Raw genomic sequence first — 14905 nt, forward strand, 5'->3', positions numbered from 1 at the left:
GCAGGCTCGAGACAGGAAACACAGCGGCCATGATCGCAGCCCCTCCTGCCGCCCGCAGCGTCCATGGGTCATACGGCCAGACCCGGCATGGTGGCTCTGGGTAGTCATTATCCTGCAACAAGATCATCCATCTTCGCCAATCTCCCGAATACGGGCGCAGCGCACGGACTTTCACGCGCGTTCGCCGCCAGCATCGGGCCACAGCCGGGCCGGGGGGATCCGCTGACGAGGGAGAGATGCGATGCGCAGCACCGCAACAGGAAGTACCGCCCTGGCCCTGCTGCTGGGCCTGGCCTGCACCCCGGCGCAGGCCGCCGATGTCTACGGCGTGGCCTTCGTGCACGGCACCGGCGCCCAGACCGATGCCACCCAGGACTACTGGCAGCCGGCGATCATCGACACCGTGCGCCAGGGCCTGCCGAACAGCAGCAACTACGTGGTCATCAACTGCGATTTCACCCAGTACATGTGGAAGCCGGAAGCTGCCGGCTGCCTGGCCAACCAGCTGACCAGCTTCATCGACAGCCGCGGCATCACCCAGCTGGTGGTCATCACCCATTCCAACGGCGGCAATGTGGTGCGCTGGATCCTGTCCAACCCCACCTACGACAGCCGCTACCCGAAGATCATCAGCACGGTGCGCAAGGTGACCGCGCTGGCGCCGTCCTCGGCGGGCACGCCGCTGGCCGACGCGGTGCTCAACGGCAACACCTTCGAAACCTCGCTGGGCTGGCTGCTGGGCTACAAGAACGATGCGGTGCGCATGCAGCAGGTCGGCCACATGGCCACCTACAACGCGCAGAACCTGTACGGCACCGCCGGCCGCCCGGCATTGCCCAAGCCCTTCCGCGCGGTGGTCGGCAGCGATGTCGAATCGGCCGTGTGGGACAGCAACAGCTACTGCGGCGGCTACGCGGCCAACGTCGGCCTGGAGTTCACCCAGAACTGGCTGTCGTCCTGTTCGGACGGCTTCCTGGAGTGCAGCAGCCAGAAGGCCGCGGGCACGTTGTGGTTCACCGACAAGGCGCGCACCCAGGGCGCCGAGCCGCTGAGCCACAACCAGAGCCGCCGCGAGTGCTTCGGCCTCGGCACGATCCTGCGCAACGACCTGACCCAGTGAGGGAGATGACCATGAAGATCCATTCCACCCTGCTGGCCGCGGCCGTACTGGCCGCACTTGCCGCCGCGCCGGTGCATGCCGCGCAGGCGCTGCGTGCCGCCGCTGCCGGTGACCAGGTGCCCGCGTCACTGGCGGCCGCGCCGCTGCCGGCCGATGACAGCGAACGCGTGCCGCTGGCCTTCGCCTGGGCGCTCGACCCGGCGCAGCCGCTGCAGGCACCGGGCGCCTACGCCGCGGTCAGCCGCAGCTACTGGCAGCAGGTCGACGCCGCCGAACTGCAACGCGGCCTGGACCTGCCGCTGACCGCACCGGATGCGGTGATCCAGGTCAGTCCGGGCGCCGGTGCCCGCGCGCTGCCCGCCGACGCCCTGCAGGTGCGCGATGCGGCCGGCCGCACCAGCGTGGCGCGCAGCGTCGATGCGCGGCAGCTGCAGGCCGCGGGCATGGCGGTGAACGATGGCAGCAGCATGCTGCGCACCGGTGCCAGCAGCGCAGTGGGCGCCTACCGGCTGCAGAGCGCGCAGGCGCAGGGCCGCTACGTAGTGCAGGTGCTGGAACCCAACAGCCCGGTGCGGCTGGAGGTGCAGGCCAGCCAGGCGCAGGTACTGGCCGGCGGCAACGTGCAGCTGCAGGCACGCCTGCTGGAGGATGGCGCCAGCACCGCGAAGCTGGCCACGCGCCGCGGCAGCCTGGGCGGTGAAGCCCTGCTGGTGGCACCCGATGGCCGCAGTTGGCCGCAACGCCTGCTGCGCACCACCGATGGCAGCCTGCGCGCGCAGGTGCGCATTCCGGCCGAAGCCAGCACGGTGCAGGGCCTGTGGGAACTGCAGGTGTTCGCCCAGGCCGATGGCGTGCTGCGCGATGGCAAGGTGGCCTTCGCAGTGGCGCAGCCTACGGCACGCTTCAGCGGCCAGGCCACGCCCGATGCGGCCAGCCGCCAGGTGAGCCTGCCGCTGCAGGTGGCCGCCGCGGGCCGTTACGAGGCGCGCGGCACGCTGTACGCCACCGGCGCCGATGGCCAGTTGAAGCCGGTGGCGCAGGCGCATGCGGCGGCGTGGTTCGAGGGGGCCGGCCGTGGCGTGCTGGTGCTGCCGTTCGACCAGGCTGCGTTGCCGGCCGGCTTTGGCGCACCGTATGAGCTGCGTGACCTGCAGCTGCAGGACCAGAGCCGGATGGCGCCAATTGAATCGCGCGCGCTGGCGCTGCGGTTCTGAATAAAGGCAGCGGGCCGGATACCCCGGCCCGCCCCACCGGCGGACTGGGGGCACCGACTGGGTAGAGTCGACTGTTAGTCGACTGCCCTTCCAACAGACCGCGAGAACCCCGCGCTGCGCGCGATAGTCGACTAACAGTCGACTCTACCGCCGTCCCGCCGTCCCGCCGCCTTACCCCGCGTACGCGGTCAAGACCCCATTCTGCTCCACCACGCTGATCGCACCACCAAACACCGCCGACAGCGGCTCGTCGCGCAGCAGTTCCTCGCGGGTACCATCGGCCAGCACGCGGCCATCGCGCAGCAGCACCACACGCTCGATCTCGGGAATCACTTCCTCGATATGGTGGGTGACCAGCACCAGGGTGATGCCCTGCTGGGCCAGCACACGCATGGTCGCCACCAGCTGCTGCCGCGCCACCAGGTCCAGGCCGGTGGACGGCTCGTCCAGCAGCAACGCCTGCGGCCGGTTGACCAGGGCGCGGGCGATCAGCACGCGGCGGGTCTCGCCGGCCGACAGTTCGGCATAGGCACGCTCGCGCAGGGCCAGCGCGCCGGTCATCGCCAGCGTCTCGCCCACCCGTGCCCGCATGTCCGCCGTCACCTCGCGGAACGCCGGCACCACATAGCTGGCGAAGAAGCCGGACAGCACGGCCTGTTCCACGGTCAGGCCGGGCATGTCGGACAGGTTGCTGCTGAGGTCGCCGGTGACGATGCCCAGCTGCGAGCGCAGCCGATCGACCTGCCAGCGGTTCTGTCCCAGCACTTTCACCGCGACCCGGCCATCGGCCTGGGCCAGCGGGTAAAGCTCGCGGGTGATCAGCTTGATGAAGGTCGATTTGCCGCAGCCGTTCGGGCCCAGCAGCGCGGTGTGCTGGCCCTGCGCGATGCGCAGGCTGAGCCCGTGCAGGACCTTCACCTGTCCGCGGACCACGCTGGCGTGGTCCAGTTCGATCAGCGGGGGCAGCGCCCCGGTGGACGGGGCAGCGGTAACGGCATGGGCGCGCGGATCAAGACTCGACAACTCAGGTCCCCAACTGTGAACGGTGGCACTTTATGACGGTGCACGAACACCGCCGCGAGGGTGCAGTTTGCAACTTAAGCGCCCATCATGTCTGCCATCCCCGCGTCGATCTGGAGTGCCGCCATGCCCGATGCCCTGATCTCCCTGCTTACCGGTGGCGTGCTCGGCCTGGGCGGCTGGGCCATGCTGGCGGTGCTGCTGGTGTTCACCCAGCTCACCATCTTCTCGGTCACCTTGTACCTGCACCGCAGCCAGGCCCATCGCGGGGTCGATTTCCATCCGGCGGTCGCACATGTGTTCCGCTTCTGGCTGTGGCTGACCACCTCGATGATCACCCGCGAGTGGGTGGCCATCCACCGCAAGCACCACGCCAAGGTGGAAACCGAGGACGACCCGCACAGCCCGGTCACCCGCGGCATCGGCAAGGTGTTCTGGCATGGCGTGGAGCTGTACCGCGAAGCCCGCGGCATGCGTGCGGACATCGAACAGTACGGCCGCGGCACGCCGGACGATGCCATCGAGCGCCACCTCTACACCCCGCGCGCCACCCTCGGCCCGGTGCTGCTGCTGGCCATCAACAGCGTGCTGTTCGGCTTACCCGGCGTGGCCCTGTGGGCGATCCAGATGGCCTGGATTCCGTTCTGGGCGGCGGGCGTGGTCAACGGCCTCGGCCACTGGTGGGGCTACCGCAACTACGAGTCGGCCGACACCTCCACCAACCTGACGCCGTGGGCGTTCTGGATCGGTGGCGAGGAACTGCACAACAACCACCATGCTTTCCCCAGCTCGGCGCGCTTTGCGATGCGCCGCTGGGAGTTCGACATCGGCTGGAGCGCGATCCGCCTGCTGCAGGCACTGCGCCTGGCCAAGGTGCTGCGGGTGGCGCCAGCCATGGACGTGCGCCCGAACATCGCCGTGCCCGATGCAGAGACCCTGAAGGCGCTGCTGTCGCACCGCTTCCAGGCAATGACCGATTACCAGCGCAACGTGTTCATGCCGGCCCTGCGCGAAGAGGCCACCCAGGCCGGGGCCAAGCTGCGCCGCCTTCTGCCGCGCCGCCTGCGCCGGGGCCTGGTCAACGATGGCCGCTGGCTGCAGCCGGACAGCCGTGCCCAGCTCAGCGAATGGGTCGCGCAGCGCCCGCGCATCCGCACCCTGGTGGAGTACCGCGCGCGCCTGGCCGCGCTGCTGGAAGCCCGCGGCCATGATGCCGCCGAGCGCCTGCGCCACCTGCAGGCGTGGTGCCACGAGGCCGAGGAAAGCGGCATCGCCGCCCTGCAGGCCTACGCCGCGCGGTTGAAGGGCTACACCCTGGTGGGCGCATGAGGCAGCTGCTGGTTCCGCTGTTGTGCCTGCTGCCGCTGGCCGCCTCCGCGCAGGTCACCGACACCACCACCTACCTGCAGCGCATGGACAGCGATGGCGACGGCAAAGTCAGTGAGGCCGAGTACGTGCAGTGGATGCTGTATGCCTTCGACCACATGGACCGCAACGGCGACGGCGTGCTGACCGCCGACGAACTGCCGGGCGGCAAGGGCAGGCCGATCACCCGCGAGCAGCAGCGCCAAGTGATCGTGCAGCGCTTCCACAAGCAGGACGCCAACGGCGATGGCTACCTGGATGCACGCGAACTGTCTGCGCCGCCGCGCTGAATCTGCCGTTCCGCGATCGCCGGTAGCGCCGGGCCATGCCCGGCGGCTTCGCATGTCCCGGCGTAGAATCAGCCCATGCCTGAACTGCCCGAAGTAGAAACCACCCGCCGCGGCCTGGCGCCGCATCTGGAAGGCCGCCGCGTCCATGGCGTGATCCTGCGCCGCGCCGACCTGCGCTGGCCGATTCCGCAGGAGGTGGCCGATCTGCTGCCGGGGCAGCGCATCGACGCGGTGCGCCGGCGGGCCAAGTACCTGCTGCTGGATACCGCCGTGGGCAGCGCCGTGCTGCACCTGGGCATGTCCGGCAGCCTGCGCGTGCTGCCGGGGGACACGCCGCTGCGCACCCACGACCACGTGGACATCAGCCTGGACAACGGCCGCCTGCTGCGCTTCAACGACCCGCGCCGTTTTGGCAGCCTGCTGTGGCAGCCGGCCGGTGAGGTGCATCCGCTGCTGCAGGGGCTGGGCCCGGAGCCGCTGGACGAGGCCTTCGACGGCGATTACCTGTTCGAGCGCAGCCGTGGCCGCAGCGCACCGGTGAAGACCTTCCTGATGGACCAGGCGGTGGTGGTCGGGGTGGGCAACATCTACGCCGCCGAAAGCCTGTTCAAGGCCGGCATCAGTCCGCTGCGTGAAGCCGGCAAGGTCTCGCGCGAACGCTATCGTCGGCTGGCCCGCGAAGTGAAGGACACCCTCGGCTATGCCATCACCCGCGGTGGCACCACCCTGCGTGATTTCATCAGCCCCGATGGTGCTCCGGGCTACTTCGAGCAGGAACTGCTGGTCTATGGCCGCGACGGCCTGCCGTGCCCGCAGTGCGGTCGCCCCCTCAAGCACGCGATGATCGGCCAGCGCGCCAGCGTGTGGTGCAGCCGCTGCCAGCGCTGAATCTCTTCATGCAGCGCACTCAGGCAGCGTTATAGTCCGCTCAGCATCCGCTGCGGGGGGACGTTGCGATGGACGAAGGACCGGATATCACCGTCTGGCTGGACGCCGCGCGCGGCGGTGACCGCACGGCGCTGGACCGCGTGCTGACCACGCTGTACCAGGAGCTGCACGGCATGGCCCGGCGCCAGCTGGCCGGCCAGCAGGGACGCACCCTGGACGCCACCTCGCTGGTGCACGAGTCCTACCTGAAACTGCTCGGCAGCCGTGGCGCGGCGCGCTTCGAGGATCGCGCGCATTTCTTCGCCTATGCCGCCTCGGCCATGCGCAGCGTGGTGGTCGACTACGCGCGCAACCGGCTGGCGCGCAAGCGCGGCGGTGACCTGAAACGGGTGGCCGAGATTCCCGAAAACAGCAGCAGCGGCGTGCGCCTGGACGAGGACCTGCTGGCCTTGGACGTGGCCCTGGAGCGCCTGCAGGCCGTCGATGCGCATCTGGCGCGGGTGGTCGAGCTACGCTACTTCGCCGGCCTGTCCGAACAGGAGATCGCCGAACTCAGCCAGCGCTCGGAGCGCAGCATCCGCCGCGACTGGCAGAAGGCGCGGCTGTTCCTGCTGGCGGCGATGCGCGGCGACTGAGGCGCGCAGGCCGACCATGGATGCCGCGCGCTGGCAGCTGCTTTCGTCCTGGCTGGACCAGCTGCTGGAGCTGGCCCCGGAGGCACGGCAGCTGCGCCTGCAGCGCCTGGCCGAGCGCGACCCGACCCTGGGCCGCGACCTGGAACACCTGCTGCTGCAGGAGGCCGACAGCCAGGAGTTCATGGCCCAGCCGCTGTGGACCGCGGCGCCACCCGGGCGCGCGGGCAGCCAGGTGGGGCCCTACCGCCTGCTGAGCCCATTGGGCGAGGGCGGCATGGGCGAGGTCTGGCTGGCCGAGCGCTGTGATGGCCTGTACCAGCGCCAGGTGGCGCTGAAGCTGCTGCGCAGCGGCGTGGCCGACCCCGGGCTGCGCCAGCGCTTCGGCCGCGAACGGCAGATCCTCGCCCGGTTGCAGCACCCCCACCTGGCCCAGCTGCTGGATGCCGGCGTGGACCAGCATGGCCAGCCCTACCTGGCCCTCGATTACGTGGAAGGTGAGCCGATCAGCGATTACTGCCGGCGCCTGGAACCTTCGCTGGAAACGCGCCTGCAGCTGATGCTGCAGGTCTGCGCGGTGGTCAGCCATGCCCATGCCAATCTGGTGGTGCACCGTGACCTCAAGCCGTCCAACATCCTGGTCCGCGCCGACGGCACGGTGAAGCTGCTGGATTTCGGCATCGCCGCGCTGCTCGACCACGACGCCGCCGACGCCACCCATCCGCCCACCGAAGTACGCGCCTTCACCCTGCACTACGCCGCGCCGGAACAGGTACGCGGCGAGGCGGTGACCACCCTCACTGATGTCTATTCGCTGGGCGTGGTGCTGTTTGAAGTGGTGACCGGGCACAAGCCCTACCGCCTGCGCCGGCACAGCGATGCCGAATGGGAGCGCTCGATCCTCGACGTGCAGGTGCCGCGTGCATCGTCACTGCTGCTGCGGCTCGCCGACCAGCCCGGCGCCGCGCGGCGCGCGCTGCAGCGCCAGGCCCGGCAGCTGCTCGGTGACCTCGACGTGCTGCTGGAAAAGGCCCTGCAGAAGGATCCCGCGCAGCGCTACGCCTCGGCCGAGGCGCTGGCCGGCGACCTGCAGAGCTACCTGCAGGGCCGGCCGATCCAGGCCCGGCCGCCCGGCGTGGGCTACCGCGTGAACAAATACATCGGCCGCCACCGCTGGGGCGTGGCGCTGGCCTCGGTGGCCGTGCTGGCCCTGCTCGGCACCACCTCCATCGCGCTGTGGCAGGCGCGCCAGGCGCAGGTGGAAATGGCCCGCGCGCAGGCCATGCAGGATTTCACCGTCAGCCTGTTCGACAAGGCGGCCAGTGAGCGCCACGGCCATTTCGACGTGCCGCAGCTGCTGGCCACCGGGCAGCAGCGTGGCGAGGCCGAACTGGCCGACCAGCCGCTGGCGCTGGCCGAGCTGGAAGGCGTGATCGGCCGCCTGCGGATCGGTCTGGGCGATTACCAGCTGGCCCTGCAGACCCTGGACCAGCAGCGCCGGCTGCTGCAGCAGGTGGATGAAGTGCCACCGGCCCTGCAGCTGGAAGCGGTGACCCAGCGTGGTCGCGCGCTGCGCATGCTGGGCCGTGACCGCGATTGCCTGGCGCACCTGCAGCCGCTGCAGCCGTTGGCTGCCCGCGAGGCCGATGCATTGCCGGCGACGGTGGCCGAGTTCCACAGCCAGCTGGGCCGCTGCCAGGCGCAGCTGGGCAACGCGGACGCCGCGCGTGCTTCGTTCGAACAAGCGCTCGCCCTGCGCCACCAGGGCATCGGCCAGCGCTTTGGCCGCGCCGAGTCGCTGGCCGACCTCGCCGGCCTGGATGCCGGCGCCGGGCACCTGGCTGCCGCGCTGGCCGGTTACCAGCAGGCACTGGCGCTGCTGGACCAGCCGGCCGATGGCCGCAGCCCGCAGGTGATCGGCCTGCACCGCCAGCTGGGCGAGGTGCTGGCACGCCAGGGCCAGACCGAGGCGGCCGCCACCGAACTGGAACTGGCCTGGCAGGCGGCACAGGATGCCTGGGGCCCGCGCCATCCCGAGGCGCTGGTGGTGCGCCGCGCGCGCGCGATGCTGGCCCTGCAGCGCGGGCAGGGCGAGCACGCCGGACAGGAACTGCAGCAGGTACAGGCACAGCTGCTGGCCGCGCTGGGCCCGGCCCACCGCGAGGTCGGCCAGGGTGAGTTCGCGCTGGGGCAGTGGGCCAGCGATCACGGCGACGCCGCGTTGGCGGCCAGGCACTACGCGCGGGCGGTGGCGATCTGGCGCCAGCCCGACCATATGGCCCTGCTGCCGCAGGCGCTGCTGGCGCAGGCAGGCGCGCTGCAGCAGGCCGGGCAGCAGGACGCGGCACACGCTGCGCTGGCCGAAGCACGCCAGCTGCTGCTGGCCCAGCGCGGGGCACAGGCCCCGGCCCTGCGCGAGCTGGATGCGCGGCTGGCCGCGCTGGCGCAGGCTGAACCGACCGTACAGCCCTCCGCTGCCCGTTAACGTTTGTCTGCCTATGATGGCCGACCTTCCCCTTGCTTCCGCGCCTGCATGCAACGACGCGACTTCCTCCGCAATGCCTCCCTGGCCCTGGCCGCCTTCGGCCTGCCGACCCTGCCGGCCTGCGCGGCCGGGAAGAGTGGACAGCTCGGCCTGCGCCGGCTCGGCCAGCCGCAGCCGTTCGATTTCGCCACCCTGAAGGGCCAGGCCCGCGCGCTGGCCCAGGCGCCCTACCAGAGCCACAAGCGGGTGCTGCCCAAGCCGCTGGAAGCCCTGGACTGGGACCAGTACCAGTCGATTGGCTACCGCCAGGACCATGCGCTGTGGGCCGACCAGCCCGGCAAGTTCCAGGCGAAGTTCTTCCACCTGGGCCTGTACTTCCATTCGCCGGTGCGGATGTTCGACGTGGTCGATGGCAAGGCGCAGGAACTGGCCTACGACGGTGCGGCATTCAACTACGGCAAGAGCGGCCTGAAGAACGGCGAGCTGCCGGCGGACCTGGGCTTTGCCGGTTTCCGCCTGAACACCCGCAAGGACACCGACCGCGACTTCGCCGCCTTCCTCGGCGCCAGCTACTTCCGCGCCGTCGGCAAGGAAGGCCAGTACGGCCAGTCCGCGCGCGCGCTGGCCATCGATACCGGCATGGGCAAGCCGGAGGAATTCCCTGATTTCATCGCCTACTACCTGGAGCAGCCTTCGGCCGACTCGGACACGATCGTGGTCTACGGCCTGCTCGATTCGCCCAGCGTGGCCGGCGCCTACCGCTTCGCCATCACCAACGGCGACGTGCTGCTGATGGACATCGACAGCGCGCTGTACCCGCGCAAGGCCATCGAACGCCTGGGCATCGCCCCGTGCACCAGCATGTACCAGGTGGGCGAGAACGACCGCCGCATGGGCTGGGACTGGCGCCCGGAAATCCACGACACCGATGGCCTGTCGATGTGGACCGGTGGCGGCGAATGGATCTGGCGCCCGCTGGTGAACCCGCGCAACCTGCGCTTCAACATGTTCGTCGATCACAACCCGCGCGGCTTCGGCCTGCTGCAGCGTGACCGCAACTTCGACCATTACCAGGATGACGGCGTGTTCTACGAGAAGCGCCCGTGCCTGTGGGTGGAACCGAAGGGCGAGTGGGGCGATGGCTCGGTGCAGCTGGTGGAGATTCCCACCGTGGACGAGACCTTCGACAACATCGTGGCGTTCTGGAACCCGAAGGAAAAGCCGCAGCCGGGGCAGGAACTGCTGGTCGGCTACCGCCTGTTCTGGGGCGCCGAGCCGCCGGCCCGCACGCCGCTGGCGCACTGCGTGGCGACCCACACCGGCCTGGGTGGCGTGGTGGGCAAGAAGCGCGAGTACTTCAGCTGGCGCTTCGCGGTGGATTTCGAAGGCGGCGAGCTGGCCAGCCTGATCGACAAGGGCGAGGTGGAGGCGGTGGTGGAAGCCAGCCGCGGCCGGGTGGAGATCGTGTCGGCGCGGCCGCTGCGCGAGATCAAGGGCTACCGCGCGATGTTCGACTTGGTGCCGCCGGAGGGCAGTACCGAGCAGATCGACATCCGCCTGTACCTGCGCAGTGGTGGCAAGCCGCTCACCGAGACCTGGCTGTACCAGTACACCCCGCCGCCGGCGGGCGCCCCGGAGCGCACGCTGTACTGAGTGGTTTGGGAGTGCAGGGCTTGCAGCCCCGCACCTGCTTCAATCAACGTCAACGTCAAATGCGCGCATTCCGCGGGATGGCGGGGTGGGTCCGGTTGAGGGGGACGCTGCAAGTACGTCCATGTAAGCTCGGTCGCCGCATCCATGCGGCTCACGCCCCCTCAACCGGACCCACCCCGCCTTCGACAGTTTCCTGCGATCTGTCGGAACGGCGTTCTGCTCTGGTGGGTGCCGACCGTTGGTCGGCACGGGCTCTGACCCCAGAGGAATTTTGAGATCTGGCAGATTTCATCCACGCACGGCGTGGATCTACTGGCCGCTCCGACCCCATTTTGAATATCGATATCTGACAGATGTCCCGACCAACGGTCGGCACCTACCAACAGCAGCAACCAGCAGCCGCGTGAACCTGTCAGAGGTGGGGCGGTGTGGGTGGGCAGGACCGTTGGCGCCATGGATGGCGCCATCGAGCCCCCATGGATGGGTTTACGGCGTGTCCTGACCACCCACAGTGCCCCGCCATCCCACGGAATGCCCGCTGTTGCTGTTGCTGTTGCTTCGGCTCTGGCTTGCAGCAGGTGCAGGGCTGCAAGCCCTTCAGAGGCCCCCCCCTTACAAAGGTAGGGGCGCCTGCGCCGGGTCGATCCGCCCCTCACCACGGGTGATCTTCTTGAACTCGGCACGGCTCACCGACACGTAGCGTTCGTTGCCGCCAATCTCGACCTGCGGGCCGTCCTGCACCGCGTGGCCGTGCTCATCCACGCGCACCGTCATCGTCGCCTTCTTGCCGCTGTGGCAGATCGTCTTGATCTCCTGCATCTCGTCGGCCCAAGCCAGCAGGTACTGGCTGCCCTCGAACAGCTCACCGCGGAAATCGGTGCGCAGGCCGTAGCACAGCACCGGAATGCGCAGCTGGTCGACCACCTCGCTCAGCTGCCAGACCTGCGCGCGGGTCAGGAACTGTGCCTCGTCTACCAGCACGCAGCCCATCGGGCCCTTGTCGGCCAGGTCCTGCGCCACCCAGCGCTGCAGGTCGCTGTCGCGGTCGAAGGCCATGCCCTCGGCGCGCAGGCCAATGCGCGAGGCGACCACGCCGGCACCGGCACGGTCGTCCAGGCGCGGGGTCAGGATCGCCACCCGCATGCCGCGCTCGCGGTAGTTGTGCGCGCTCTGCAGCAGGGTGGTGGTCTTGCCGGCGTTCATCGCCGAATAATAGAAATAGAGCTTGGCCATCGGCCGATTGTACGCCGCTGCCCCGGCACGCCGAAGCCGTTCAGCATCCCCACCGGTCGCCGGCTGTGGCCGTCACCCGGGCCCGCTACAATCCCCCTCCAATGCACGGTCTCAATCCTCCCCAAGCCGCCGCCGTCCTGCACATCGAGGGCCCCCTGCTGGTGCTCGCCGGTGCGGGCAGTGGCAAGACGCGCGTGATCGTCGAGAAGATCGCCCACCTGATCGGCTGCGGGCGCTATCCCGCGCGCCGCATCGCGGCGATCACCTTCACCAACAAGTCGGCCAAGGAAATGCGCGAGCGCGTGGCCAAGCGCCTGCGCGAGCAGGATGCCGACGAGGTGACCATCTGCACCTTCCACGCCCTGGGCCTGAAGTTCCTGCAGATCGAACACGCCGCCGTTGGCCTGAAGCGCGGCTTCTCGATCTTCGATGCCGATGATGCCGCTGCACAGATCAAGGATCTGATGTCCGGCGCCAAGCCCGACGACATCGAGGACATGAAGAATCTGGTGTCGCGCGCGAAGAACGCCGGCCTGTCGCCCGAGCAGGCGATGGCCGCCGCGCGCAGCAACCGCGAGAAGGAAGCGGCCAGCGTCTACGAGCGCTACCAGCTGCGACTGACCGCGTTCAATGCAGTGGATTTCGACGACCTGATCCGCCTGCCGGTGCAGGTGCTGGAAGAGAACCCGGACATCGCCGTGGCCTGGCGCGAACGCATCGGCTACCTGCTGGTGGACGAATGCCAGGACACCAACGACGCGCAGTACCGGCTGCTCAAGCAGCTGGCCGGCGACAAGGGCAACTTCACCTGCGTGGGCGACGATGACCAGTCGATCTACGCCTGGCGCGGCGCCAACCCGGAAAACCTGCAGCAGATGGGGCGCGATTATCCGGCGCTGGAAATCATCAAGCTGGAGCAGAACTACCGCTGCTCCAACCGCGTGCTGCGCGCGGCCAACGCGCTCATCGCCAACAATCCGCACGAACACCTGAAGAAGCTGTGGAGCGACCAGGCTGACGGCGAGCGCATCCGCGTGTGGGAGTGCCGCAACAGCGAACACGAAGCGGAAAAAGTTGCTGCCGAGATCGCCTTCGTGGCGCAGGCGCGCAAGGTGCCGTGGAGTGATTTCTGCATCCTGTTCCGCGGCAACTTCCAGTCGCGGCCGCTGGAAAAGGCGATGCAGCTGCTGCGCATTCCCTACCACCTGACCGGCGGCACCATGTTCCTGGAACGCCAGGAAGTGAAGGACACGCTGGCCTGGCTGCGCCTGCTGGTGAACCCGGACGACGACACCGCGTTCATGCGCGCGGTGCAGTCGCCCAAGCGCGATGTGGGCGCCGGCACGCTGGCCAAGCTGGCCGAGCTGGCGCAGGAAAAGGACATCCCGATGGCGCATGCCGCCGAGTCGATCGGCGCGCTGCAGCAGCTGCCGCCGCGGGCGGCCAACAGCCTGGCGCGGTTTACCGACATCCTGCGCGACCTGCGCGCGCAGACCCGGCAGATCAGTTCCGGCGACATGATCCGCAAGGTGGCCAAGGAGTCGGGCCTGCTCAGCGAGCTGCGGCAACAGGCCAAGGAAGAGGCCAGCTACCAGCGCCGCGCCAACAACATCGAGGAACTGGCGCAGTGGTTCGAGGGCGGCCCGCGTGGCGCCACCGCCGCCGACCTGGCCGGGCAGCTGGCGCTGCTGTCGCGCAGCGACAAGGACGAGGGCGGCAACCAGGTGCGCATGATGACCATGCACGCGTCCAAGGGCCTGGAATTCCCCTATGTGTTCATCGTCGGCTGCGAGGACGGCGTGCTGCCGCACCAGGTCAGCCTGGACGAAGGCAACCTGCAGGAAGAGCGGCGCCTGCTGTACGTGGGCATTACCCGCGCGAAGATCCAGCTGTGGATGAGCTACAGCAAGCTGACGCGCAAGTTCGGCGAGCATGTGCGGTTGAAGCCGAGCCGGTTCTTCGAGGAGATTCCGGCCGAGGAGATCCAGCGCGATGGCGCGGACCCGGTGGCGGATGCGGCGCGGAAGAAGGAGCGCGCGACGGCGGGGTTGGCGGCGATCGAGGCGCTGTTCGATTGACCGGCGAACGGCGCAGCCCCTCGTGGTTGGCGCCGTTCGCAGTGCATTTGTGGTTGGCCGGGTAGATGGGCTGCGCAGGGGACGCTGCAAGTCCCCCTCCGGGGCCCGGCCCAGCCGCTGGCGGCTGTGCGTTCGGTCGCTCGCGAAGCAGTGCTTCGCAAGCAAAGCGCCCTCACCCCTGTAAGCTCGGTCGCCGCATCCATGCGGCTCACGCCCCTGCGCAACCCATCTACCCGGCCTTGGACAGATTCCGTGCGCGCCAGCCACGTAAAAGAAAAAAGAAGATCAAAGGCCACGGCAACAGCCGGGCGTTGAGGCAGAATCGGGGTTTCGGCTGGAGGTCTGCGCGTGCATCCCATTGAAAGCGAACGCCTGCGGCTGCGCCGCATCGAGCCGGATCGGGATGCGCTGCCGATGCTGGCACTGCTCAACGATCCAGGCTTCGTGCACTTCATCGGTGATCGCAACGTGCGCAGCGAGGAGCAGGCGCGGGAGTACATCGCGCTGCGGGTGCTGCACAGCTATGCGCTGAATGGTTTCGGGATGTACGCGATCGAGCGGCTCTCCGATGGCGCGTGGCTGGGCAACGCCGGCCTGGTGCGGCGTGATGGCCTGCCGGGGCCGGATATCGGCTATGCGGTGCTGTCGGAGTTCGCGGGGCAGGGCTACGCCAGCGAGGCGGCGCGGGCGGTGTTCACGCATGCGCGCTCGCAGCTGGACATCGAGGATCTGTACGGCATCACCGATCTGGACAACGTGGCCTCCGGGCGCATCCTGCTGGGGCTGGGCATGCAGGAACGCGGGGTAATCGAGCTGCCGAACGTGGACAGCCCAAGCCGGTTGTACGCCACGCCGGGGGCGGCCGAGGTTTGATTGTGGTGGGGGGGGGGGGGGGGGGGGGGGGGGGGGGGGGGGGGGGGGGGGGGG

Annotated in this window: 12 protein-coding genes; 10 read left to right on the forward strand and 2 right to left on the reverse strand. The window is 69.1% G+C overall.

Annotation, left to right across the window (positions count from 1 at the left end; genetic code table 11):
* Nucleotides 1-241: 241 nt before the first annotated feature.
* On the forward strand, nucleotides 242-1120 hold the full coding sequence (locus IAE56_RS02435; RefSeq protein ID WP_116864375.1) for a hypothetical protein: 879 nt from the start codon (nucleotides 242-244) through the stop codon (nucleotides 1118-1120).
* A gap of 11 nt (nucleotides 1121-1131) precedes the next feature.
* Nucleotides 1132-2334 (forward strand): DUF4785 domain-containing protein, encoded by a 1203-nt coding sequence (locus IAE56_RS02440; protein WP_200751331.1) that lies wholly within the window; start codon nucleotides 1132-1134, stop codon nucleotides 2332-2334.
* Between the two features lie 171 nt (nucleotides 2335-2505).
* On the opposite strand, the gene IAE56_RS02445 is transcribed toward IAE56_RS02440, so the two are convergent.
* A complete protein-coding gene (locus IAE56_RS02445; RefSeq protein ID WP_108770568.1) occupies nucleotides 2506-3291 on the reverse strand; it encodes an ATP-binding cassette domain-containing protein in 786 nt (261 codons plus the stop codon).
* Nucleotides 3292-3480: 189 nt separating this feature from the next.
* Between IAE56_RS02445 and IAE56_RS02450 the strand changes: the two genes are divergently transcribed.
* The 6 genes from IAE56_RS02450 to IAE56_RS02475 all read left to right on the forward strand — a co-directional run bounded on the left by IAE56_RS02450 (nucleotide 3481) and on the right by IAE56_RS02475 (nucleotide 10667).
* Nucleotides 3481-4683 carry a fatty acid desaturase gene (locus IAE56_RS02450; protein ID WP_200751340.1) on the forward strand — a complete coding sequence of 401 codons (1203 nt, stop codon included), beginning with the start codon at nucleotides 3481-3483 and terminating at the stop codon, nucleotides 4681-4683.
* The gene (locus IAE56_RS02455) at nucleotides 4680-5009 is read left to right on the forward strand and encodes an EF-hand domain-containing protein (protein ID WP_200751332.1); all 330 of its coding nucleotides are present in this window, start codon (nucleotides 4680-4682) and stop codon (nucleotides 5007-5009) included. The genes IAE56_RS02450 and IAE56_RS02455 overlap by 4 nt, the downstream gene beginning before the upstream one ends.
* Before the next feature lie 75 nt (nucleotides 5010-5084).
* Complete coding sequence (gene mutM, locus IAE56_RS02460; protein ID WP_200751333.1) at nucleotides 5085-5897, forward strand: bifunctional DNA-formamidopyrimidine glycosylase/DNA-(apurinic or apyrimidinic site) lyase; 813 nt, start codon at nucleotides 5085-5087, stop codon at nucleotides 5895-5897.
* A 68-nt stretch (nucleotides 5898-5965) separates the two neighbouring features.
* The gene (locus IAE56_RS02465) at nucleotides 5966-6532 is read left to right on the forward strand and encodes an ECF-type sigma factor (protein WP_108767212.1); all 567 of its coding nucleotides are present in this window, start codon (nucleotides 5966-5968) and stop codon (nucleotides 6530-6532) included.
* A 16-nt stretch (nucleotides 6533-6548) separates the two neighbouring features.
* Nucleotides 6549-9014: a serine/threonine-protein kinase gene (locus IAE56_RS02470; RefSeq protein ID WP_200751334.1), complete on the forward strand. Its 2466-nt coding sequence runs from the start codon at nucleotides 6549-6551 to the stop codon at nucleotides 9012-9014.
* 48 nt (nucleotides 9015-9062) lie between these two features.
* Nucleotides 9063-10667: a glucan biosynthesis protein D gene (locus IAE56_RS02475; RefSeq protein ID WP_200751335.1), complete on the forward strand. Its 1605-nt coding sequence runs from the start codon at nucleotides 9063-9065 to the stop codon at nucleotides 10665-10667.
* A 612-nt stretch (nucleotides 10668-11279) separates the two neighbouring features.
* On the opposite strand, the gene IAE56_RS02480 is transcribed toward IAE56_RS02475, so the two are convergent.
* Nucleotides 11280-11900: a thymidine kinase gene (locus IAE56_RS02480; protein WP_200751336.1), complete on the reverse strand. Its 621-nt coding sequence runs from the start codon at nucleotides 11898-11900 to the stop codon at nucleotides 11280-11282.
* A gap of 101 nt (nucleotides 11901-12001) precedes the next feature.
* Here IAE56_RS02480 and IAE56_RS02485 point away from each other — a divergent pair, with 101 nt between their 5' ends.
* Both IAE56_RS02485 and IAE56_RS02490 read left to right on the forward strand, forming a co-directional pair.
* Nucleotides 12002-13978 (forward strand): UvrD-helicase domain-containing protein, encoded by a 1977-nt coding sequence (locus IAE56_RS02485; RefSeq protein ID WP_200751337.1) that lies wholly within the window; start codon nucleotides 12002-12004, stop codon nucleotides 13976-13978.
* 348 nt (nucleotides 13979-14326) lie between these two features.
* Complete coding sequence (locus tag IAE56_RS02490) at nucleotides 14327-14851, forward strand: GNAT family N-acetyltransferase (protein WP_200751338.1); 525 nt, start codon at nucleotides 14327-14329, stop codon at nucleotides 14849-14851.
* The last annotated feature ends 54 nt before the right edge of the window (nucleotides 14852-14905 follow it).

Source organism: Stenotrophomonas sp. S41, from assembly GCF_016624625.1.
Taxonomy (GTDB): Bacteria; Pseudomonadota; Gammaproteobacteria; order Xanthomonadales; family Xanthomonadaceae; genus Stenotrophomonas.